Here is a 22,385-nt window from a genome sequence, read left to right on the forward strand (position 1 = left end):
TGCAGGCACATGTTCCCCATGTGAAACCGAATGCTAAGGAGTACTCAGTGGCCGAGATCGTTGCCGCAAACGCCCGTGAAATCCTGGATTCCCGGGGAAATCCCACCGTCGAGGTGGAAGTGCTGTTGGCCGATGAGTCCGTCGGTCGCGCCGGAGTCCCCTCCGGTGCCTCCACCGGTGAGTTCGAAGCCGTGGAGCTGCGCGACGGTGATCCGGAGCGCTACCTGGGCAAGGGCGTCACCCAGGCCGTCGACGCCGTCGTCGACGAAATCCACGAAGTCGTCGTCGGGCTCGAAAGCGACGATCAGCGTCTCGTCGACCAGGCGCTCATCGAACTCGACGGCACCGACAACAAGTCCCGCATCGGCGCGAACGCGATGCTCGGAACCTCTCTGGCCGTGGCTCGCGCGGCAGCGGTCTCGGCCGATCTGCCTCTCTACCGCTACCTGGGCGGACCGAACGCACACGTCATGCCCGTGCCGATGATGAACATCCTCAACGGCGGATCCCATGCCGACTCGAACGTCGACATCCAGGAATTCATGATCGCCCCGATCGGCGCCGCCAGCTTCCATGAAGCGCTGCAGTGGAGCGTCGAGGTCTACCACGCGCTCAAGGGCGTGCTCAAGGAGCGCGGACTCGCGACCGGGCTCGGCGACGAGGGCGGTTTCGCTCCGAACCTCGACTCCAACGCTGCGGCACTCGACCTCATCATCGAGGCCATCGACATCGCCGGGCACCGTCCCGGACGCGATATCGCCGTTGCCCTCGACGTGGCGTCCTCGGAGTTCTACTCCGACGGAGCCTACGAGTTCGAAGGCGGCAAGAAGACCGCCGAGGAGATGGCCGCCTACTACGAAGAGCTGCTGGCGAAGTACCCGCTCGTGTCGATCGAGGACCCCCTCGATGAGAACGACTGGGACGGCTGGGCGACCCTGACCGAGACGATCGGGTCGAAGGTCCAGCTCGTCGGCGACGACCTGTTCGTGACCAACCCCGAGCGTCTGCAGCGCGGGATCGACAATGCCACGGCGAACTCGCTGCTGGTCAAGGTCAACCAGATCGGCACCCTGACAGAGACCCTCGACGCTGTGTCGCTGGCACAGACGAACGGCTACACCACGATGATCTCGCACCGCTCCGGCGAAACCGAGGACACGACGATCGCCGACCTGGCCGTGGCGACCAACGCCGGTCAGATCAAGGCCGGTGCCCCGGCCCGGTCCGAACGCGTCGCGAAGTACAACCAGCTGCTACGCATCGAAGAGCAGCTCGGCGATGCCGCACGCTACGCCGGCCGCAGCGCCTTCCCGCGCTTCGAAGCCTGAGGTCAGCAGGGTCCTGAACTCCCCGAGTCGGGGCCGGACGATCACAACGATCGCCCGGCCCCGCCTCGTCGTCTGCCGCTCCGGCGTCCCCACCTCATGGTCTCCCATCTCTGCCGCGACGATTCCCAGCTGCCGGTAGTCGGTTTTCGTGCCATCATCTGTCACCAGTCGTCTCATGCCTGCCCATCGGCGACATTCCGCTTCGAGCTCTTGTCGGGGAACACCTGAGCCGAGATACAGCTTGCCGATGCCCTCGATGACGAGTCGCGCCCGGCGGCGACCGCCTCGGTGGGGGATTCGCGACGGGAATCAGCCAGGTCGATGGCCAACCGCACTGTGGAGCCGTTGCGCTTCTCCAGACATTGGGCGAGGGTCGTGACGATCTTCTCTCTGGTCGTCAGCTCTCGGTGCAGCGCATCATCGATCATGGGCACGGAGACGTCGAGGTTGCAGCTGCGGGCAACGTCGATGAGTGTGCGTTCGAGCGTGGTGAGCTCGCCACCCCCGATCCTGGCGCGATGAGCCTGGGGAATCTGATTGCCGCGGACATGGATGCTCTTGAAGCGACGGTTGACGCCGGGGAGGACGACCTCGATCTGGTGTGTGACGGGGGAGGGGACAGGCAGGCCGTGGATGAGAGCCGCCGAGCTGTGCGAGTCGATCTCCTCCGGCGGGTCGGGTTTCGAACCGTCCGTTCTCTGATCGGCCCGTTGACTGAAGTGCCCAGACGAAGAAGCGTTGAGCTCGTTGACCTCGTCGCGGATGTCCGCGTGGTTGAATCCGAGTCGGACGATTTCCTCGGTGCTCAGAAGTTTGTACATGTCACTGAAGTGGGCCTAATGACAACAAAAGACAATAGATCAACCTCGCGGTGTGGATAGCCTTGTGGATAGTTGAGGTTTGCGCGGAGCGATCGGCAGGCATCGGAGGTCTGAGGGAAAGAGATTGCGGGCATGCATCACCGTTGGCCGCATAACCCACTGCAGGAACGAGCGGGTTTGCCGTGAACGGTGAGGGGTGCGTTGCCAGGTGTAGGAGAAGCAGCCGCCGGGAGGGAGTGGCGGTGAAGGTGAGGGGAGGCTCCGGATGCTGAGGGTCAGCGAGCACGCTGCAACGTGATGGAAGATACGTGAGAACCGAACACGCCACGGGCCCGAAATCCTCGCGCAGAGAATGCGGACACGGCACACTTGGAGATGTTGCGACACTCTTCCCCGATCCCCAGTCGCAGAGGAAAGAAGCATGGTCCCGAGCAAGCCCAGACGAAGTGCCCCGAAATCGGCTCCTGGCAAAGCCACCCCTCGTCGACGCCCGAAACCGGTCATCGAAGCCGATGCCGGCACGGACGCCGAGGCGCGGAGCCGCCGCATATCGCTGCGCACGGGCATCTTCCTCCTCGTCATCGCCGCCGTCCTCCTCGCCTTCCTCTCGCCCCTGAACGCCGCCCTCAAGCAGGCCCAGCAGATCGCCGCCCTCAACGAGGAGATCGAGACGACGAAGGCCGAGGTCAAGAGCCTCGAGGAGAAAAACGAGAACCTCAGGGACCCCGATTACATCAAGCGCAAGGCCCGTGAAGACCAGTACTACGTGGAGAAGGGCAAGAACGCGGTCATCGTCACGAACCAAGAAGCTGTGGACGACGAAACCGAGTCCGCACGGCCGGTTCGCAAGCAGGCCTGGTACCTTGAGTTGCTGGAGTCCATTCAGGAGACCGGAAACACCGTGGAGAAGAGCTGATGATCACAGAGTGCACCGAGGCGGATTTCGCAGTCCTCGAAGACCAACTCGGACGCATTCCCCGGGGCGTCGTCGGCATCGCCGCTCGCAGCACCGCCGGTGAGCCGCTCGTCGTCGCCACGGCCCCCCGCCTCGAAGACGGCACTCCGTTCCCGACGACCTTCTACCTCACCCATCCCGCCTATGTGGCCGAATGCTCACGGCTGGAAGCATCGGGAATCATGGCCGAGTGGACCGCCGAGATTCGCGATGACGAGGAACTTGCCGCCGCCTATGCCGCCGCGCACCGTGCCTACCTCGACGTGCGCTCAGAGATCAGGTCCGCAGCGGGCCTCGCGGAAGTCGAGGAGATCAAGGACTACTCCGCCGGCGGAATGCCGAACCGGGTGAAATGCCTCCACGCCCTCGTCGGGCATTCGCTGTCCGCCGGGCTCGGTGTCAACCCGATCGGTGATCGCGCGCTGTCGTTCATGAGCGATGTGCCGCCGCTGGCCGAGGCCGCTGCCACCCCGGAACCGACCGACTAGGACCTGCCATGCGTGTTGCCGCCTTCGACTGCGGGACGAACTCCCTGCGTCTGCTCATCGCCGATGTCGCCGCCGACGGCACCCTCACGGACCTGCGCCGTGAGACCCGGATAGTCCGCCTCGGCCAAGGCGTCGACGCCACCGGCGAGTTCGCTGCCGAGGCGCTCGAGCGCACCTTCGCCGTGGCGAAGGAATTCGCCGAGGTGGCCGCCGACTACCAGCCGGAGAAGCTGAGATTCGTCGCGACCTCGGCCAGCCGCGACGTGAAGAACCGGGATGAGTTCTTCGCCGGGATCTTCTCGGTTCTCGGCGTCGTCCCCGACGTCATCGCCGGTGAGGAAGAGGCCCGACTGTCCTTCCTCGGCGCCACTGCCGGGCTCACGGATGCCGATGGACCGTATGTCGTCATGGACCTCGGCGGCGGATCGACCGAACTCGTCCTCGGCCACGATGATGTCCGAGCGGCAGTGAGTATGGACATCGGGTCGGTGCGTCTGACCGAGCGCCATATGCCCGTCGAGACACCCGACGACGCTCAGATCCAGGCGGCACTTGCCGATATCGACGGCCAGCTCGACCAGGCAGCCCGTATCGTCGACTTCTCCGCACCACGCACATTCATCGGAGTCGCCGGCACCGTCACCACCATCACCGCAGGCGTGCTCGGGCTCGAGAGCTACCAGCGAGAGCGCATCCACGGAGCGCATATCAGCGTCGCAGATGTGGCAGACGAATCCCGAAAGCTGCTGGCCATGGACCGGCAGGCCCGCACGGATCTGCCGTATATGCACCCCGGGCGCGTCGATGTCATCGGCGCCGGATCGCTGCTCTTCGCCCGGATCGTCGCTCGCTTCGACCAGGCAGTGGCGGCTGCCGGGGGATCACTCGACATTCGGATCTCCGAAACCGACATCCTCGACGGGACCGCGCTCGATCTCGCGCTGACGAGCTCGTGAGAGCCGCCGCCCGACTCCTCGCCGTCGCGACCGTCGTCCTCGGACTCGTCGTCGGCACCACCCAGCCGGTCATTGCCGCACCGAAGGCCGGGCCCGGCCAGTGGTTCATCAAGGGCTACGGCATCGACGCGGTCTGGAAGAAGTCCACGGGCAAGGGCGTGAAGGTCGCGGTCATCGACTCCGGCGTCAACTCCGACCATGAAGACCTCAAGGGCGTGGTGACGAAGTCGAAGGACTTCAGCGGCTTGGGCAAGGACGGACAGACCCCGATCGGCGGGAAGACCACCATCCACCACGGCACCGCCGTGGCCGGAGTCATCGCCGGCCGAGGAGTCGGTGCCGGACCGACCGGCGTCGCCCCGGACGCAGAGATCCTGTCGGCGTCGATGTGGCTGGGCCCCGACCGCCCGAAGGAATCCGGATCGACTCGAGAACAGGCCGATCAGGCCATCCGGTGGGCCGTCGACTCCGGTGCGAAGGTCATCAACATGTCCTTGGGATGGGACGATCCGGGCTGGCCCGAGAGCTGGGACGAATCCTTCGCCTACGCCTACAAGAAGGACGTGCTCGTCGTCGCCTGCGTCGGCAACGCCTCACAGGGAGCGACCCAGGCGTGGTCGCCGTCGACGGTCCCCGGCGTCATCGGGGTGGGCGGACTCGACCAGAACGGAAAGGTCCTTCACGACTCCACCGCCCCCGGCACCGCCGTCGACCTCATGGGCCCGGCCGAGGACATTCCCATCCCCTACTACAGCGGCGGCTACGCCGAAGGTCAGGGGTGCTCATTCGCCGCTCCTATCGTCTCCGGTGTGGCAGCGCTCATCCGCTCCGAGAACCCGGACCTCAGCGCCGATGAGGTCCGCGCCAAACTGCAGTCGAGCGCCGAACCGGTCGACGGTCACAAGGGCGTGAGCAAGAAGGGCAAGCCCGACCCGATCGTCGGCTGGGGCCGCGTCGACCCGCAGGGGGCGGTCAAAGCGAAAGTGCCCAAAAACGTCTCCTCCGCCGAGGATGAGCTGGCGGATTGGGTGAAGATGCATCGTCGCGGGGATGCGAAGGCCGAAGAGACCGAAACCGCCGCTCCGGATGAGTCCGAGAGTCCGAAAGCTCTCGCACCGACCGACATCGTCGCCAGGAAATCGACACCGACTCTCGGCTTCGCCGTTCTCGGTGCCGGTGCCCTGATCGCCCTGGTCCTCATGATCACCTCGGTCGTCTCCTTCGCCCGCCGTCGACGCTGAAACCGGGAGACGGAACTGCTCTGATCTGGGGCGTTCGAGTCCGTGAGACAAACAATTAGTGAAAGTTTTCACAAGGGTCTAGCATGGGATTATGGCACTCATCAGAAACTCAAAACTGCGTCCACGAATCCTCGTTGTCGGCGGCGGCTCTGTCGGCCTGCTCGCCGCTCAGAATCTGCTGAAGAACCTCGGTCGGGGCGAAGCCACCGTCACTGTGGTCGATCCCAACCCGTACATGACCTACCTGCCGTTCCTCCCCGAGGTGGCAGCAGGGTCGATCGAGCCCCGTCACGCTGTGGTGCCGCTGCGCCGCAACCTGCCGGGTGCCGAGGTCATCACCGCGAAGGTCACCTCGATCAACCACGCCGAGAAGTTCGCCACCATCGAACCCGAGAACGATGAAGCGTTCGAACTCGACTACGACCACATCATCCTCGCCTCCGGTTCGGTTGCCCGTGCGCTGCCGATCCCGGGCCTGAAGGAGAACGCGATCGCGCTCAAGCGCATCGAAGAAGCCGTCGCCCTGCGCGACCACCTGCTGTCCCGCCTGGCCGACGCCGCTCTGATGGAAGATGACGAAGAGCGTCGCAAGGCTCTGACCTTCGTGTTCGTCGGCGGCGGATTCGCCGGCATCGAGCTGCTGACCGAGCTCGAGGACATGGTCCGTTCGGCCATCGCCCAGTACGAGACGCTGACCGAAGCCGATGTCCGCTTCGTCCTCGTCGAGGCTCTCGGCCGCGTCATGCCCGAGGTCGGCGAGGCTCAGGCCCGTTGGGTCGTCGAGCACATGCGCGAACGCGGAATCGACGTCTACCTCGAGACCTTCCTCCAGGACTGCACCGACAAGCACATCAAGCTCTCGAACGGCGAAGAGTTCGACGCTGACACGATCGTCTGGTCCGCCGGTGTCAAGGCCAATCCGATGCTCATCGACTCCGACCTGCCGATCAACGAACGCGGCAACGTCACCGTGCGCGCCGACCTGCGGGTCGAAGGCGATGACGGAGTCGTCGAGGGTGCTTGGGCCGCCGGCGACAACGCCGCTGTTCCCGACCTGTCTGGCGGCGGAGTGGCAGGCTTCTGCGTGCCCAACGCTCAGCACGCTGTGCGTCAGGCTCCCGTGCTGGCTGCCAACGTGCTCGCCGCACTGCGCGGAGAGACCGAGTTCAAGCAGTACTTCCACAAGACCATCGGTACGGTCGCCGGTCTGGGCGTGTACAAGGGTGTGTCGCAGATGGGCGATTTCGAAGCCCGCGGAATTCTCGCCTGGCTCATGCACCGGGCGTACCACGGCTACGCCATCCCGACCATGGACCGCAAGGTTAAGGTTTTCGGCAACTGGTTCCTCAACGCCGTCCTCGGCCGCGACGTCATGCCGCTGGCAGACCTCGATGTTCCGCGCAAGAACTTCGTCGAGGCCGCGAACTCGAAGCCGGCTCCGAAGAAGGAGCCTGCCAAGGCCTGATTCGAGGCAGCCGGTGCCATCCGGCGATACGCCCTGATGAGACGACTGACGCCGGGGATGCAATCGCATCCCCGGCGTCAGTCATATCTGCAGACGCTGCAGTGAGTGAGCCCTGCTCAGTTCGCCACGGTGAAGCGGGCGTCGATGTGCTTGGGCTCGGCGATCTCATCGACCATGGCCACAGCGAAGTCCTCGGCCGAGATCGAGTCGCCCGCTGGCACCTCGAGCTCGACATTGTAGGAACCGGTGCGCTCACCCGGAGCGATCTCCGGTGCGGGGGAGATGAGCGTCCACGGGGACGGGTTCGCCGCACGCAGCAGTTCGAGTGCCTTGGTGCCGGTCTCCGATTCGGCCTTGTACGCGGGAGGGAAGCCCTCGGTGTCCTTGAGCATCGTGTCCCCGGCGAACAGGGAACCGGCACCGCCGACGACGAACAGTCGGGTCTCACCGCTGGCCTTCGCCACGGTCGACAGAGCGTCGAGCCATTCCTGGTGGTTTCCGCCCGTGCGGCTGGGACCGGTTGTGGAGACGATGACATCATGGTCGGCGGCCAAGCGTGCTCCGAGTTCCGCATCGGCCATATCGCCGGTCAGCGAACGGGCGGCTCCCGCCACCTCGGTGCCGGAACGGGTGATGGCGGTGACCTCGATCCCGCGGGAGGCCGCCTCCGCGACGACGCGCGAGCCGATCATTCCCGATGCTCCAAAGAGTGCGATCTTCATAAGAGTCCCTTCGTTCGACGTGCAGCGCGCCTGCGATGCACGGTGGAAGTCGTAGTCTGACCTTCCTAAGATATTTTTGGGATATCGAGTACCTCAAGGATACTATTGGGCCATGAGCGTGAGAGTTCGATGGGAAGGCGATGCCTTCGACCCCGAATGCCCGACCCGAGTGGTGCTCGATCGAGTCGGGGACAAGTGGACGGTGCTCATCGTCGACATCCTCGATGCCGGTCCGAAGCGCTTCAACGAGATCCGTCTGGCCATCGGCGGAATCACTCCGAAGGTGCTGACCTCGACCCTGCGGTCGCTTGTCGCCGACGGCCTCATCGAACGCGAGGTCTTCGCCGAGGTGCCGCCGCGGGTGGAGTATTCGCTCACCGACCTCGGCCGGTCACTGCAGGAACCCGTGGCCGCGCTCCGGACGTGGGCAGAAGCCAATGTCGCGGAGATCGTCGAGAACCGGGACCGTCACGACGAAGCACAGGTGTCCGCGGGCATGTGAACGTTCCCCAAGCCAGAGCTCGAGCGATCAGCTGGAGAGGGTGAAGTCGTGTGACTTCTCCGCGATCACCCGCAGGGTGCCTTCGCCGAGGTCGTAGACGCACTGCCATTGAGTGTGGGCCTGGCGCACATCGTCGAGCAGGCCGACCGCCTCGTTGACGGAAACCTTCCCGGCGGCGGCCGAGAGCGTGTCCGCGCAGGTGGAGTAGCGCCACTGTCCGCTGCGCTGATCTTCGGACGTCATGGACATGTGGACGTTCTCCAAGCACATCCACGGCTGCCCCTGCGGAGGACGGACGACCTGCATCGTGCCGGCGTCGTATTCGACGACGGCTTTCGCCCCCGTGCCGTCGGCGATCAGATAGTGCAGTCCTGGCCCGCCGGTGAAATCGACATTGTGGTCGTCGAAGAGGTCGAGTGCGTCCTCGAGTCTCTCCGCGTGGTCGAGCACCATGCGCTGGATGCCCAAGCCGCCGAACCACCGATGAGCACCGATCGTCGACTCAGGGGAGTGGGAGGCGGACTCAGGAGAGTTGGGCTCGATCTCTGATGTGCCATGTGCTGTCCGTCCTTGGACGCAGAGGGCCGAGAGGGCATCGGTCCGATGCAGGTCATCGGTGTGGGGCGAATACTGTCAAAGTCGTTTCGCTCGGCCCGGGCAGGCGATGAAGGCGGCACACCGAGTGCTGCACATCAGGCGCGAGCGAGCTGTCCGAACACGGTGACGAAATCACGCAGGGCTCCTGCGACCCGATAGATCCGCGGCTGGCCGGAGTAGACCCAGTTGTTCGTGATGATCGAGGCGCTGCCGCCGTTCGTCGCCTGTTTGAACTCGGCGACGTCGAGCGTCGCGAGATGGTCCGCGACGAGGCGGCTGCGCAGGTCCGGGCCCATCTGCTTCCAATGGTCGGCGGCTTCGAAGCCGACCTCCGTCCATTCGCCACCGATCTCGCGGTAGGCGAGGGGACGGCAGGGAGCACTGATGCATTCGCCGAGCGGCGGTGCTCCAGAGTCGGCAACATCGCTGTCGACGTCGAGGAGTGCGGCCGGTCCGTCCGCCTCGGCGAGGCGCGGGTCGTCCGTGCCTTCGACGAACCGGGGATGATCGCGGGCGGTGAGAAGCGCGTAAGTCATCACACCATTCTGCCTGTTCGGGCGGAGAGTGTGATTTGGCACTCTATTGAACAGTGTTCAATAATGACAACATGGATAGCTATCAAACACTCGCCGAGCGCGTGCTCGCCGGCGATTCGGCCACCGCCTCCGATGCCCGCACGATCCTGTCGTCGTCCGACGAGGACCTCCTCGACCTTGTCGCCGCTGCCTCCCGGCTGCGCCGCGAACATTTCGGCAATCGCGTCAAGGTCAACTACCTCGTCAACCTCAAATCGGGACTCTGCCCGGAGGACTGCGGATACTGCTCGCAGCGTTTGGGCTCAGAAGCCGACATTCTCAAGTACTCATGGCTGCCGAAGGATGAGGCGAAGCGGCAGGCGGAATTCGGTCTGGCAGGGGGAGCCTCGCGGGTCTGCCTCGTCGCGTCCGGACGCGGTCCTTCGAACCGGGACGTCGAGCGCGTCTCGGGGATGGTCGAGGAGATCAAGACATCCAGTCCCGACGTCGAGGTCTGCGCCTGCCTCGGGTTCCTCAAGGACGGTCAGGCACAGCGACTCAAGGACGCCGGTGTCGACGCGTACAACCACAACCTCAACACTGCCGAATCTCTCTACCCCGATATCTGCACGACTCATACGTTCGCCGACCGTGTCGACACCGTGGACAAGGCGCGTGGTGCAGGGCTCTCCCCGTGCTCGGGGCTGATCGTCGGAATGGGGGAGACGGACGAGCAGATCATCGAGGCGATCGAATCGCTCAAGGCCGTTGACTCCGATTCGATCCCGGTCAACTTCCTCATTCCCTTCGACGGCACACCGCTCGAAGGAACCTGGACTCTGACCCCGCAGCATTGCCTGCGGATTCTCTGCGCCGTGCGATTCCTGTGCCCGGACCGCGAGCTGCGCATCGCCGGAGGTCGGGAGATGCACCTGCGTACGCTGCAGCCGCTGTCGCTTCATGTGGCCAATTCGCTCTTCCTCGGCGACTATCTGACCTCGGAGGGGCAGGCCGCCGAGGAAGACCTCGACATGATCGTCGACGGAGGCTTCGAGATCGTCGGAGCAGAGAGTGCCGAACGACTGCGTGATGAGCTCAAGGCTCACCGGGCAGCCCATCAGGCCGCCTTCGCCGAGGTGGCGCCCGGTGACATGAAGAGCGACGGAACGTCCGCTGAGGCAGCAAAGTCCGCGAGCACCCTGCCGTGCGGCAAACCTCTGCCGACGGCTGGTCAAGAAGCCGACGACTCCGGAGTGATGATTCCGACGATCCGGCGCCGCGGCGCGGGCACAGAGCACGCGCCCAATGTCTGAGGCGGGACAACGGATGCCGACGAGCACGCTCGAGCGCGATTCCGGCCTGCTGTGGCACCCCTACGGTCCGCTCGACGCCGGCGCGCACTTCTCGGTCACCGGCGCAGATGGGCCCTATGTGGAGTTGCGCGATGCTTCGGGATCGGCGCATCGACTGCTCGACGGGATGAGCTCGTGGTGGTCGGTCGTCCACGGATACCAGCATCCGGTCATGGATGCGGCACTGACCACCCAGATCGGATCGTTCTCGCACGTCATGTTCGGCGGTCTCACCCATGAACCGGCCGTCGAACTAGCCGAGCGGCTCGTCGCAGTCACACCGGACGGACTCGACCATGTCTTCCTCGCAGACTCGGGTTCGGTCTCGGTCGAAGTCGCGCTCAAGCTCGCCGTCCAATACCAGCTGGCCCGCGGCCGCGACCGCAGGCGCTTCCTTGCCCTCGAAGGTGCCTACCATGGTGACACCACCGGGGCGATGAGCGTGTGCGACCCTGTTGGGGGAATGCACAACGATTTCGCCGGGCTGCTCGCAACCCAGCTGTTCCTGCCTCGTCCGCCGTTGCCGGAGGCATCCGCTTCCGAGGTGCACGAATGGTCGGTCAAGGCTGAAAACCTCGTCGATGCTCACGGGGCAGAGATCGCCGGCATCATCGTCGAACCCCTCTTCCAAGGTGCCGGAGGTATGCGCCCGTATCACCCCGCCGCCCTGCAGTCACTGCGGCGGTTGGCCACCGAGATCGATGCCGTACTCATCGCCGACGAGATCGCCACCGGCTTCGGACGCACGGGCTCTGACTTCGCCTGTCGGGCCGCGGGGATCACCCCGGACGTCATGTGCCTGGGCAAGGCTCTGACCGGCGGCTATCTCACATTGGCGGCGCTGCTGTGCAGTGGAACGGTTGCCGACGTCATCACCACTTCGTCCCACCGGGCGCTCATGCACGGGCCCACGTTCATGGCGAATCCCCTGGCGTGTGCTGCGGCAAATGCGTCTGTCGGCCTCCTCATCGATGACGAGACGAGCGGCTGGGAGCCGGCCATTGGACGGATCTCTCAGGCCCTCGAAACGGGCCTCGCTCCTGCCAGGCGGCTGGATCATGTCATCGAGGCGCGGGTGACCGGCGGCATCGGCGTCGTCGAACTCGACCGCCCGGTCGACGTGGCGCTGACCACGCGCATAGCCTCCGAACACGGGGTGTGGCTGCGGCCGTTTCGGCAGCACATCTATACGATGCCGCCCTATATCTCGACTCCGGCGGTGGTGGACACCATCACGAAGGCGATTGTCGCGGCAGCCGCGGCACACGGGGATGGGTGCGAGTTCGAGGTTGCATCGTGAATGCCCTCTTCTCCCGCCTTTCCGCAGCCGCCGAGCGCCGAAGTACTGCCGGTCTTCATCGCAGTGACCTCGTGCTCGACGGACTCGACCTCGCCTCGAACGACTACCTCGGGCTCTCGGCGCATCCGCTGGTGCGTGCCGCAGCGATCGAGGAGATCGAACGCAGCAGCACCTCGGCCAGCGCATCGCGACTCGTCACCGGGACCACACACGCCCACCACCGATTGGAAGCTGCGCTGGCCGAACGGCTGCGGCACCCTGCGTGTGTGACCTTCTCCAGCGGTTATCTGGCTAATATCGCCGCCGTCACTGCTCTGGCCGGTCCTGATACTCTCATCATCTCCGACGCCCACAACCATGCGTCACTCATCGATGCCTGCCGTCTGGCGAAAGCTCCGACGAGAATCGTCGCCCACAACGACCTGGAGGCCGTTGAAGCCGCTTTGGCTGGTCGTCAGCAGCCAGAGGCGCTTGTCGTCGTCGAATCCGTGTACTCCGTATTCGGTGACACCGCGGACCTGCCTTGTCTTCTTGACCTCTGCGTTCGTTACGACGCTCTGCTGCTCGTCGACGAAGCGCACGGGATCGGTGTGACCGGCGCCGAGACAGCCGTCGGAATGGGGGCGGCTGCCGCGGTGAGCGAATTCCGCGACCGCCTCGTGGTCACCGCCACGCTGTCGAAAGCGCTCGGCTCCCAGGGAGGGGCTGTGCTGGGAGCCGGTCTCGTCCGAGATGCTGTGGTCAACACGGCTCGCACCTTCATCTTCGACACCGGTCTTTCCCCTGCCATGGCGGCCGCAGCGCGTGCCGCACTCGACCTCATCACCGCTGAGCGGGTGGCGTCGATGAAGGCGGCCCGCGCACAACTGGCAGCCGTACTTGATGTGCCGGTCCCGGCCGGCGCCGTGCTGTCCGTTCCTATGCCGAGTCCGGAATCAGGCGTCCGGGCGCGCGAACTGCTGTGCGAGGAGGGGCTCCTCGTCGGCTGTTTCCGCCCTCCTTCGGTGCCCGACGGCATCACGCGTCTGCGGCTGACAGCTCGTGCCGGACTCAGTCCTGGGGAGCTGGCCTACGCCTGTGAGCGCATTCGGGCGATCACCGAAATCTGCGCTGCGGAGTCGGCGGCATGATCCCGCGCTTTCTGCTCGTCACGGGAACGGACACCGGCGTCGGCAAGACCATCGCCACCGCGGCGCTGGCCGCGGCACTGACGGCGGTTGGACGTCGAGTGATCATGTGCAAGCCGATCCAGACGGGGCATATCAGGTCCGACGATCCTGAACGTGAGCAGCTCGAGTCCGATTACTGCGACGTCGTCACAGAATCCGACGCGGAGGCGGTGGCGCGGCTGACCGGCATCTATACGTTCACGAACACCACCCTCCGCCTGTCGATGGCTCCGGTTCCCGCCGCCAAAGCCGAACGGGACGGGTTCAAGTCGGCCGACGACAAATCAGCTGATGCCAGATCAGCCGACCCATGGCCAGCAGACCCTGAGTCAGTCGATGATGAGTCAGCTGGCGCTGTACGACCCGTTCCGGACTTTTCAGGAGCCGACAGAGTCTCGAATCTGCCGAGCGCGGCCGAGCATGTGGACTTCATACGCACGGCACTGGCACGAACCGATGCCGACCATGTCCTCGTCGAAGGGTCCGGGGGAGTCCTCGTCGATTTCGGAGGGCTGACCCTCGCCGACATCGCAGCCGGACTGTCAGAGGGAGAAAACTCGGTCGGTGCCGCCATCGTCGTCCGCTCACGCCTAGGGACTCTCAACCACACTGCTCTCACCGCTGAAGCCCTTGAGAGACGGCGGGTTTCGACCACCGGCATCATCATCGGTTCGTGGCCCGAAAAGGCGTCTCCGGTTGACCGTGACAATTTGGCTGCACTGTCGGCGATGGCGCCTGTCCTCGGAGCGATTCCCGCCGGGGTCGGAGACAGGCTCGATCGGAACGAGTTCACTGCCCGGGCACCTGGGTGGCTGCGGCTGTCCTGATCGCAGAGGCGGTGAAGGAATCAGCCTGGTCGTCACTGTGAATCGTCGCAGGTCAGCTCAAATATCTCTGGTCCCCCCAGTGGGACTCGAACCCACACTGAATCGATTTTAAGTCGACTGCCTCTGCCGATTGGGCTATAGGGGGAATGCTCAGAACACACTTTATCGGCAAAGCCCGGCCACCGCGATCTGAGACATTCCGCGGACAATCCGGGCACACGGCTAACCTGGAACGATGACGACGAACGGACCCACCGGGCAGGCCTGGGTGATCCTCGTCGTCGGTGTCCTCACGCAGATGGCGGCGACCATCGCGATCGCCGGACCCGCCTTCCTCATCCCCTACATGCACTCCGACCTCGGGTTCACCCTCACCCAGGCCGGCACCGTCGCCGCCGCTCCGAGCTTCGGACTCATCCTCACCCTCATCGCCTGGGGCGCATTCGCCGACCGCTTCGGCGAACGACTGGCGATGACCTTGGGGATCGGGCTGACCGCTGCGTTCTCGGCCGCCGCTGTCCTCGTCGTCGACTCGCCGATCTGGATGGTCATCGTCATCGCCGCCTCCGGTGCTGCCGCCGCCTCCGTGAATTCGGCGTCCGGCCGCGTCGTCATGGGCTGGTTCCCCCGCCACCGCCGAGGACTGGCCATGGGCATCCGCCAGATGTCCCAACCCCTGGGCACAAGTGTGGCCGCCGTGACCATCCCGGGAATCGCCGCGGCCGGGGGATTCCCCGCCTACCTGTGGTTCGTCGCCGCTGTGACCGGGGCGCTCGGCCTCGTCTGCTTCGCCCTCATTCGCAACCCACCGGACCAGACCCCCACCCGCACCGAGGTGGCCGAACTCGACCAGGACACCGATCCCCAAACGCCGCGCACCGATGACACCCAACCGAGGATCACCTCGGCGGGGGAAAGACAGCCCAGCGCCGCCTCGGCGATCAATCCCTACCGCAGCGATTCCTTCCTGTGGCGCATCCACGCTGTCTCCGCGCTCCTCGTCGTCCCGCAGTTCGCGTTCTCCACCTACGGACTCGTCTGGCTCATCGTCGTCCAAGGGATCGGGGCGGGCACCGCCGGAGCGATCGTCGCGATCGCGCAGATCGTCGGCGCTGTCGGTCGCATGGTCGTCGGCGGACTCTCCGACCGCACGGAATCACGCGTGGGCCTCATGCGCATCGTCGCCGTCGCGGCCGTAATCGTCGTGGTCGCCATCGCCGTCCTGTCGCTGACACAGCTGCCCGTCATCGCCGCCGTCGTCTTCGTCCTCGCGTCTGCTGTGTCGGTGGCCGACAACGGTCTGGCCTTCGCCTCGGTGGCCGAAGCCGCCGGACCGCGGTGGTCAGGCAAGGCGCTGGGAGCCCAGAACACGGGACAGTTCGTCATGTCGGCTCTGCTCGGTCCCGGATTCGGTGCCCTGGTGACGGCGTTCGGCTATCCGCTGTCCTTCGGACTCATCGCACTGGCCCCACTTCTGAGCGTCGGAATCATCCCGCGACGCGACGTCGATCGCATAACCTGATATTCATCTCGGCACATTATCGTGCACGAGGCACACTCCGGTGTCGACAGTGAAAGGGAAGGATCTCGTGAACAGTCTGTTCCAAGAGAATCTGCGGGAGTACATCGACAAACTCCGCCTCGAAGGCTACGCCGTCGCGGACAGCCAGACGACGGATCCGCACCTGATCGACCCCATGGGCCGGGCCGTTGAAACGTGGCGGGAAGGGTACCCGTACGACGAACAGTTGGACCGCGAAGAATACGAACTCGAGAAGTACAGACTGCAGGTCGAACTGCTGAAATTCCAGTACTGGGGTCAGGACACCGGCGCCAAACACGTCATCGTCTTCGAAGGTCGTGACGCCGCCGGCAAGGGCGGAACGATCAAACGCTTCACCGAACACCTCAATCCGCGTGCCGCCCGCGTCGTCGCACTCAACAAACCCTCTGACCGCGAAGCCGGCCAATGGTACTTCCAGCGCTATATCTCCCACCTGCCCACGAGCGGGGAGATCGTCATGTTCGACCGATCCTGGTACAACCGGGGGAATGTCGAGCGGGTCATGGGATTCTGCACCGACGACGAATACGAGACCTTCATGGAGCAGGCCCCCGTGTTCGAGAAGATGCTCATCGACTCCGGAGTCCACGTCACGAAGTTCTGGTTCTCCGTGACCCAGAGAGAGCAGCGGACCCGGTTTGCGATTCGTCAGATCGATCCGGTGCGGCGGTGGAAGCTCTCACCGATGGACCTCGAGTCCCTCGATCGCTGGGACGACTACACGAAAGCGAAGGAAGAGACGTTCCGCCGCACGGATACCGATCACGCTCCGTGGATCACGATCAAGAGCAACGACAAGAAGCGCGCCCGCCTCAATGCGATGCGCTACTTCCTCAATCAGTTCGACTACGCGGACAAAGACCGATCGGTCGTCTATGAAGCCGACCCGCTGCTCGTTCGTCGCGGTCGCGACGCCGTCGACGACTAGTTCAGTCACCGTTCACCGTCTCCGAGGCGGGGGATCGCTGGTCCGGTCGACTGACTCCGGACAGAGATTCGGCCGGGTGGAAGGGGAAAGACCACCCGGCCGGAACCGTGGAGCGGGACTCGAACCCGCTGTGCAGTGACGTGCTGCTGTGCCGCCGGAACCGGAGCGCCGCCCGGAGCCGGACCGCCGGCGCGGAGTGAAGAAGAATCAGACTTCTGCTGCGGCGTCCTTCCGTGCCTTGCGCAGCGCACGGCGCTTCTTGTGACCAGTGAAGCTGAGCAGGAAGAGAACGATCGCCATGAGCACGAACAGCCCGCCGCCGGCGATGCCCGCATCGACCCAGAACTGGGGCGGGAAGAGGCGGATGAGCGAATCATCGGCGTAGAACTCCCACGTCCCATCGGCGAAGAACACCCTGTGGAAACCGCGGAAGAAGCTGTCCCATCCGAGCACGGCGACGACGGCGACGGCGGCCATGAAGATGATGCTGAAGATCGACCCCAGACGCACGCCCGCGTGGATGCCCGATCCGTTCTTGCGGCACATGTAGATGCCGAAGAGGACGGACCCGATGATGCCGACGAGCGCCACAAGGTAGAGCAGTGAGATCAGACCCTTGACGTCAGCCATGTGGCTGAGCTCGTCGGAGATGAAGATCGGCTCCCCGTTGGGCATGATGATATCGGCGAGGTAGCGCCGGGAATCGAAGTTGTGCAGGTAGTCGATGACATAGGTCCCGTAGTGCTCACGGTCGGCGGCACTGAAACCGAACTGATCGGCCGGGAACCCGGGCCGGAAGTACTCGAATTTGAGGAAGATCCCCGAGGCGACGAAGCGCACCCCCAGGGCCAGCAGGACGAAAGGGGTGGCGATCATGATCCAGATCGTGCCGATGACGTCGAGCACCGACCGACGGCGCTCGGGCACGTCGGGGTCGCGGACATCGGTCGACGTCGCCGCCTTCGACACCGTTGCCCAATCGGCTTCGCTCATCACCGCGGTGCGCGCATTCTGTGGCACCTCGCGGGTGGCCCCGGCATCGGTCGAGGCTGATGCCCCGGCAGTCGATGCAGCGGAGGCCGAATGCGTGCCGGCGGACTTCTGCGCAGCATTCTGCTCGGCGGCACGCGTGCTCGCGGTCGCGGGCTGGGAGTGCGGATTCGTCGAATGGGCGGGAGCCACCCTCACCGGACCCGTCGAGGGCTTCGCATCCGCGGAATGCTCAGGGGCATCCTCGGCGATGGGGTCCGTGATCGGATCGAACGCCTCGGTGTCGGTCGAGGGATCATTCGCCGCCTCCAGAGGAGCCTGCGACTGCTTATCGGCAGCACTGGCAGACCCTGAACTCATCCGCCTGCTCAGGAGGTCTTCGGTCTCGTTCTTCTCGTCTCTGGACACATCCCCATTGTCAGTGACCACCGGGTCCAAGCGGGGGAGGACACGCCACGGCGGTCGATTTCGCGGAGTCAGCCGAGCAGGGCGGCGATGATGACGAGCGCTGGAACGGACAGGACCGTGGTGATGAAGACGGCATCGCGCATGAGTGCCTCGGACTGTCGGTACTGCATCGAGTAGATGTAGACGTTCTGTGCGGTCGGCAGGGCCGAGGTGACGACGATGGCGAAGAGGTCGATCCCGGTGTAGCCGAGCAGGGGGCCGCCGATGGCCCAGGCGATGACCGGCTGGGCGATGAGTTTCGTGCCGGTGATGTAGCTCAGCTGTGCGCGGCTGCCCTTGACGGGTATTCCCCAACCGTCTTTGAGCGAGATGCCGAAGGCCAGCAGGGCGCCCGGCACGGCCGTGGCGCCGATCATGTCGATGGGTTCGAAGACGAACCGCGGCAGCTCGAAACCCGTCGCCGAGGCGGCCACTCCGGCTGCGGCACCGAGGACGATGGGATTCTTGAGCACTTGGAGGATCGCGGAATACCAGTGCGAATCATGCTGCTTCTTGCCCGCCCCGTCGAGCACGGCCATGCCGATGGGGGCGAGGATGAGCAGCTGGAAGAGCAGGACCGGGGCGACGTAGCCGATGTCATGGAGGACATAGGCGGCGATCGGAATGCCGAGATTGCCGATGTTGACGTAGCTGGTCGCCCACGCGGAGAACATCGCTTCCCCGGTGCTGCGTCTCCGGATCCACTTGGTGAGGACGAAGAGGGCGGCCCCGACGATGAGCGCCGACCCGCCGGTGGCGAAGAGGGCGGTGTTGAAGATCAGCCCGAGGTCGGTATCGGCGACGGTGACATAGAGCAGAGCCGGGGTGCCGGCGTAGAAGACGAGCTTCGCGATGACCTGCTGGCCGTGGGGTCCGAGAACACCGGAGCGGCCGAGGATGAACCCGACCAGAATGACTCCGGCGATGACGGCGAAACCTTCGAATACGGCCAGCATGGGCTGTTCGGGTCCTCGCTTCCTGCGTCAGGGTCGGTCGGTGTCAGTTCGGGACGGTGTGCCGGTCCGGGAAAGTCGGGGTCAGCGTCGGACGGTCGGGGTCAGTCCGCCTCGGCGATATCGGAGACGACATAGGACGCTGCGGCGCTGACCGCACTGACGGCGAACACGGCCGGCCACGCACCGATCTTCTTCGCCAGGGGATGGGAGGCGCCGAACCCGCCGAGGTAGGCCACGCTCAGTCCGGTGGCGGCCGGCCAGCCCTTCTTCACATACCAGGAGCGGGCTGCGTAGGCGCCTGCGGCGGCGAGGACGACTCCGCCGAGGGGGCGGATCCCGGTCTCGCGGGCGGTGAGGAAACCGCCGATGAGGCCGACGGCGACGAGCGGGGCGGTGGAGACTTCGCGTGCATCCTTCATACGGACCAGTTTAGGCGCGCAGGTCATCGGCTCGGACGGTGGTCTCATAACGAGGAACTCCGATGCGACGTCTTGATGATCACAGCAGTGAGATCTTGATGACCGAGGCGATGCTGATGACCGCGATGAGGCACACCGAGGCGGTGAGGAAGGCCACGGCCCAGGGAGTCGGGCGGCTGCGTTCGGCCTGGATCGAGACAGAACCGAGCCGGTAGCGCCTGACCTGCATGGACAGCGCCGCGATGGCCAGTCCGATGCACACGACGAAGACGGCGACCGACCAGCCTCCGAAGACATGGATGAAGCGCATGAAGATGAGGCTGACGACGGTCATGGTCAGACTCGTGCGCAGCCATGACTGCGTGGTGCGTTCGGGCTGCAGGCCCGGATCGGGGTGCGGCAGCGGCCGGGGCCGCCGCGGTCGCGGAATGCGAGGACTCATCGCAGCAGGCCGGCGAACACCAGGACGAGCAGCCCCGCACCCAGCGCCGAGGCGAGGCTGACGATGGGAATGATGAGCGGCAGCGGCAGGGAGGTCTTGCGCCGCATCGCCGATTCGATGCGGTGCCAGCGGAACGCGGCACCGGCGGCGAGGATGAACCCGATCACCATGAGCACGATCGACAGGGTCGCCCGCAGACCGGTCGAGAAGATCTCCGAGGTGAAGGCCTCGACGGCGATGCCGCCGCCGATGAAGGCCAGGGCGGTGCGGATCCAGGACAGGAAGGTCCGTTCGTTGGCCAGGGTGAATCGCGGATCGGGGTCGACGCCGTCGGGGAAGACCCGACGGGCGATGCGGCTGCGGGAGTCCTGCGAAGAATTGTTCTCACTCACCCTTCGAGGATAGCGGCAGACGGTGTGCGGCATGTGTGGAACCCTGAGCTCATGGGCGACGACGAGACGATGAAGTCCTTCCTGCAGCAGTCCCTTCACCGAGGCCGGACGAACCTGCGGTGGAAGTTGTCCGGACTCGACGAAAGTTCGCTGATGAGACCATCGAGTCGCTCAGGCTCGATTCGCCGGGGCGGGTGCCGCATCGGCCGAATGGCCGCGACGAGACCACCCTGGGACAGATCATGGTCCACGTCCTCGTCGATCTCACCCGACACGTGGGCCAGATCGACGTCATCCGGGAAGGCATCGACGGTGCCGCCGGACTCTCCGAGGCGGCTCCGAACCTGCCGCAGGACTTCGATCAGGATGCGTATCTCGAACGCCTGGCCAGCATCGCCGACCGGTTCTGATCAGGAACGATCCGCGTCATTCCGAGGTCGGCCGTCGTGGGGGAGGCGACTGGTGAGACGCTCGTGAGACACCGCTGAGACGAAAGCGCGGTTGTCACCTATCATGACTGAGGAAATACGGAGACCGCTGCGTCGCCGGTGTGTGGGAGAGCCCGATGATCGACCCCCGACCACATCGTGAGACTGTGCGCGGCCGAAGACGAAAGCGAAAGACACCATGAGTGAGCAGTCGAACGGTTCCGGCCCCGGCGACGCGGGTGATGCGGAGACCGTCTCGGGAATCGAAGAGGCCTCGGGCCCGGCCAAATGGAAGGTCATCGGTCCCGGCCTCGTCGTCGCGGCCACGGGTGTCGGAGCGGCCGATATGGTGGCGACCCTGGTGGCCGGCAGCCAGTTCGGCTACGGACTGCTGTGGGCGGTGATCGTCGGCGTCATCCTCAAGATCGTTCTCGTCGAAGGCGCCGGCAGGTTCAGCCTCGCGACCGGTAAGACGATCTTCGAAGGCTGGCGATCGCTCGGCCGCTGGACCACATGGTATTTCGGTCCCTACATCATCATCTGGGGCTTCGTCTACGGGGCCACCGCGATGAGCTCGGCGGCACTGCCGCTGGCCGCGCTCTTCCCCGGGATCAACCTGACAGTATGGTCGGTGCTCATGGGCCTGGCCGGCTTCGCCATGGTGTGGTTCGGCCGTTACGCCGTGTTCGAGAAGATCACCGCCGTCCTCGTCGGAATCATGTTCATCACCGTCGTGGGGCTGGCGATCATCGCCGCCCCGAACATTCCCGACATGCTCACCGGTCTGATCCCGATCATCCCCGAGGGCGGCGTGATCTACACCCTTGCGCTCGCCGGAGGAGTCGGCGGCACCATCACGCTGGCCGCCTACGGCTACTGGCTGCGCGAGAAGGGCTGGCACACCCCGAAGTGGATGAAGGTGATGCGCATCGACAACTCGATGGCGTACGTGATGACCGGCATCTTCGTCATCGCCATGCTCGTCGTCGGTGCCGAGGTCGTCCGTGCCGCGGGAGTGTCGATCTCCGCCGAGGACAAGGGGCTGCTCGACCTCGCCGACGTCCTCAAGGCCCGCTACGGCGAGGTCGTGGGCATAGGATTCCTCGTCGGCTTCTGGGCCGCGTCCTTCTCCTCGATCATCGGCGTCTGGAACGGTGTGTCCCTGATGTTCGCCGATTTCTGGGGGCACATGCGCAAGAAGCCGGGCGGGCACCCCGACACCCTGACCGGCGGCAAGTACTTCAAGTTCTATGTGCTGTGGCTGACGTTCCCGCCGATGCTGCTGTTCATCCTCGGCAAGCCGATCGGGCTGATCCTCGCCTACGGCGTCCTCGGTTCGCTGTTCATGCCGTTCCTGGCCATCACCCTCCTCGGGCTGCTCAACGGCAAGAAGATCCCGAAGGAATGGGCGAACAAGCTGCACACGAACGTCGCCCTGGCGATCACCGCACTGCTGTTCATCATCCTCGGCATCCGGCAGCTCTACTCGGCGCTGGCACCGCTGTGGGGCGGCGGAAGCTGACCGGGGCTCTGCCCGGTCGTCTGCCTCTGCTGTGGGGTTGCCGCTAAGCTGGGAGACGC

General features: G+C 65.0%; 24 protein-coding genes and 1 tRNA gene. 15 read left to right on the forward strand and 10 right to left on the reverse strand.

What is annotated here, in order from left to right; all coding sequences use genetic code 11:
- Positions 1-47: 47 nt before the first annotated feature.
- Positions 48-1,328, forward strand: coding sequence for a phosphopyruvate hydratase (gene eno / locus AD89_RS0105780; RefSeq protein ID WP_025777662.1), 1,281 nt, complete (start codon positions 48-50; stop codon positions 1,326-1,328).
- Between the two features lie 173 nt (positions 1,329-1,501).
- Here eno and AD89_RS18220 read toward each other — a convergent pair whose 3' ends face one another.
- Positions 1,502-2,149: a hypothetical protein gene (locus tag AD89_RS18220; protein ID WP_051505099.1), complete on the reverse strand. Its 648-nt coding sequence runs from the start codon at positions 2,147-2,149 to the stop codon at positions 1,502-1,504.
- 421 nt (positions 2,150-2,570) lie between these two features.
- Between AD89_RS18220 and AD89_RS0105790 the strand changes: the two genes are divergently transcribed.
- From AD89_RS0105790 to AD89_RS0105810, 5 genes are all read left to right on the forward strand, one after another.
- On the forward strand, positions 2,571-3,065 hold the full coding sequence (locus AD89_RS0105790; RefSeq protein ID WP_025777663.1) for a septum formation initiator family protein: 495 nt from the start codon (positions 2,571-2,573) through the stop codon (positions 3,063-3,065).
- Complete coding sequence (locus AD89_RS0105795) at positions 3,065-3,592, forward strand: DUF501 domain-containing protein (RefSeq protein WP_025777664.1); 528 nt, start codon at positions 3,065-3,067, stop codon at positions 3,590-3,592. The genes AD89_RS0105790 and AD89_RS0105795 overlap by 1 nt, the downstream gene beginning before the upstream one ends.
- Positions 3,593-3,600: 8 nt before the next feature.
- Complete coding sequence (locus tag AD89_RS0105800; RefSeq protein ID WP_025777665.1) at positions 3,601-4,548, forward strand: Ppx/GppA phosphatase family protein; 948 nt, start codon at positions 3,601-3,603, stop codon at positions 4,546-4,548.
- Entirely contained in the window at positions 4,545-5,789 is a 1,245-nt protein-coding gene (locus tag AD89_RS0105805; RefSeq protein WP_025777666.1) for a S8 family peptidase, read from the forward strand. The genes AD89_RS0105800 and AD89_RS0105805 overlap by 4 nt, the downstream gene beginning before the upstream one ends.
- Positions 5,790-5,880: 91 nt before the next feature.
- Positions 5,881-7,254, forward strand: a complete 1,374-nt coding sequence (locus AD89_RS0105810) for an NAD(P)/FAD-dependent oxidoreductase (protein ID WP_025777667.1) — start codon at positions 5,881-5,883, stop codon at positions 7,252-7,254.
- 116 nt (positions 7,255-7,370) lie between these two features.
- On the opposite strand, the gene AD89_RS0105815 is transcribed toward AD89_RS0105810, so the two are convergent.
- Positions 7,371-7,976 (reverse strand): NAD(P)-dependent oxidoreductase, encoded by a 606-nt coding sequence (locus AD89_RS0105815; RefSeq protein WP_025777668.1) that lies wholly within the window; start codon positions 7,974-7,976, stop codon positions 7,371-7,373.
- A gap of 112 nt (positions 7,977-8,088) precedes the next feature.
- Here AD89_RS0105815 and AD89_RS0105820 point away from each other — a divergent pair, with 112 nt between their 5' ends.
- The gene (locus AD89_RS0105820; protein WP_025777669.1) at positions 8,089-8,478 is read left to right on the forward strand and encodes a winged helix-turn-helix transcriptional regulator; all 390 of its coding nucleotides are present in this window, start codon (positions 8,089-8,091) and stop codon (positions 8,476-8,478) included.
- A gap of 27 nt (positions 8,479-8,505) precedes the next feature.
- Here the strand turns inward: AD89_RS0105820 and AD89_RS0105825 are convergent, their stop codons facing one another.
- Both AD89_RS0105825 and AD89_RS0105830 read right to left on the reverse strand, forming a co-directional pair.
- Positions 8,506-8,946, reverse strand: coding sequence for a carcinine hydrolase/isopenicillin-N N-acyltransferase family protein (locus AD89_RS0105825; RefSeq protein WP_025777670.1), 441 nt, complete (start codon positions 8,944-8,946; stop codon positions 8,506-8,508).
- Positions 8,947-9,170: 224 nt separating this feature from the next.
- Complete coding sequence (locus AD89_RS0105830) at positions 9,171-9,611, reverse strand: hypothetical protein (RefSeq protein ID WP_025777671.1); 441 nt, start codon at positions 9,609-9,611, stop codon at positions 9,171-9,173.
- A 71-nt stretch (positions 9,612-9,682) separates the two neighbouring features.
- On the opposite strand from AD89_RS0105830, the gene bioB reads away from it, so the two are divergent.
- From bioB to bioD, 4 genes are read left to right on the forward strand one after another with little or no spacing between them, the layout of a single operon-like run.
- Positions 9,683-10,903, forward strand: coding sequence for a biotin synthase BioB (bioB, locus tag AD89_RS0105835; protein WP_025777672.1), 1,221 nt, complete (start codon positions 9,683-9,685; stop codon positions 10,901-10,903).
- Between the two features lie 13 nt (positions 10,904-10,916).
- Positions 10,917-12,242 carry an adenosylmethionine--8-amino-7-oxononanoate transaminase gene (locus AD89_RS0105840; protein ID WP_155807381.1) on the forward strand — a complete coding sequence of 442 codons (1,326 nt, stop codon included), beginning with the start codon at positions 10,917-10,919 and terminating at the stop codon, positions 12,240-12,242.
- Positions 12,239-13,372: an aminotransferase class I/II-fold pyridoxal phosphate-dependent enzyme gene (locus AD89_RS0105845; RefSeq protein WP_025777674.1), complete on the forward strand. Its 1,134-nt coding sequence runs from the start codon at positions 12,239-12,241 to the stop codon at positions 13,370-13,372. Before AD89_RS0105840 ends, AD89_RS0105845 begins: the two co-directional genes overlap by 4 nt.
- Positions 13,369-14,238: an ATP-dependent dethiobiotin synthetase BioD gene (gene bioD, locus AD89_RS0105850; RefSeq protein ID WP_025777675.1), complete on the forward strand. Its 870-nt coding sequence runs from the start codon at positions 13,369-13,371 to the stop codon at positions 14,236-14,238. Before AD89_RS0105845 ends, bioD begins: the two co-directional genes overlap by 4 nt.
- A 68-nt stretch (positions 14,239-14,306) precedes the next feature.
- Here bioD and AD89_RS0105855 read toward each other — a convergent pair.
- Positions 14,307-14,383: transfer RNA gene (locus AD89_RS0105855), tRNA-Leu, on the reverse strand.
- Between the two features lie 90 nt (positions 14,384-14,473).
- On the opposite strand from AD89_RS0105855, the gene AD89_RS0105860 reads away from it, so the two are divergent.
- Both AD89_RS0105860 and ppk2 read left to right on the forward strand, forming a co-directional pair.
- Entirely contained in the window at positions 14,474-15,760 is a 1,287-nt protein-coding gene (locus tag AD89_RS0105860) for an MFS transporter (protein ID WP_025777676.1), read from the forward strand.
- A 67-nt stretch (positions 15,761-15,827) separates the two neighbouring features.
- On the forward strand, positions 15,828-16,730 hold the full coding sequence (ppk2, locus tag AD89_RS0105865; protein WP_025777677.1) for a polyphosphate kinase 2: 903 nt from the start codon (positions 15,828-15,830) through the stop codon (positions 16,728-16,730).
- 207 nt (positions 16,731-16,937) lie between these two features.
- On the opposite strand, the gene AD89_RS0105870 is transcribed toward ppk2, so the two are convergent.
- From AD89_RS0105870 to AD89_RS18225, 5 genes are all read right to left on the reverse strand, one after another.
- On the reverse strand, positions 16,938-18,128 hold the full coding sequence (locus AD89_RS0105870) for a TIGR01906 family membrane protein (protein WP_035320106.1): 1,191 nt from the start codon (positions 18,126-18,128) through the stop codon (positions 16,938-16,940).
- A 68-nt stretch (positions 18,129-18,196) separates the two neighbouring features.
- Positions 18,197-19,123, reverse strand: coding sequence for an AEC family transporter (locus tag AD89_RS0105875; RefSeq protein ID WP_025777679.1), 927 nt, complete (start codon positions 19,121-19,123; stop codon positions 18,197-18,199).
- Positions 19,124-19,224: 101 nt separating this feature from the next.
- Entirely contained in the window at positions 19,225-19,542 is a 318-nt protein-coding gene (locus tag AD89_RS0105880; protein ID WP_231488480.1) for a hypothetical protein, read from the reverse strand.
- Positions 19,543-19,621: 79 nt separating this feature from the next.
- Positions 19,622-19,984, reverse strand: coding sequence for a DUF202 domain-containing protein (locus tag AD89_RS0105885; protein ID WP_025777681.1), 363 nt, complete (start codon positions 19,982-19,984; stop codon positions 19,622-19,624).
- Positions 19,981-20,409 carry a YidH family protein gene (locus AD89_RS18225; RefSeq protein ID WP_051505106.1) on the reverse strand — a complete coding sequence of 143 codons (429 nt, stop codon included), beginning with the start codon at positions 20,407-20,409 and terminating at the stop codon, positions 19,981-19,983. Before AD89_RS18225 ends, AD89_RS0105885 begins: the two co-directional genes overlap by 4 nt.
- Positions 20,410-20,495: 86 nt before the next feature.
- Here AD89_RS18225 and AD89_RS0105895 point away from each other — a divergent pair, with 86 nt between their 5' ends.
- Positions 20,496-20,786 (forward strand): mycothiol transferase, encoded by a 291-nt coding sequence (locus tag AD89_RS0105895; protein WP_025777683.1) that lies wholly within the window; start codon positions 20,496-20,498, stop codon positions 20,784-20,786.
- 217 nt (positions 20,787-21,003) lie between these two features.
- Positions 21,004-22,326: an Nramp family divalent metal transporter gene (locus tag AD89_RS0105900; protein ID WP_025777684.1), complete on the forward strand. Its 1,323-nt coding sequence runs from the start codon at positions 21,004-21,006 to the stop codon at positions 22,324-22,326.
- The last annotated feature ends 59 nt before the right edge of the window (positions 22,327-22,385 follow it).

The organism is Brevibacterium sp. VCM10, assembly GCF_000583215.1.
GTDB lineage: Bacteria > Actinomycetota > Actinomycetes > Actinomycetales > Brevibacteriaceae > Brevibacterium > Brevibacterium linens.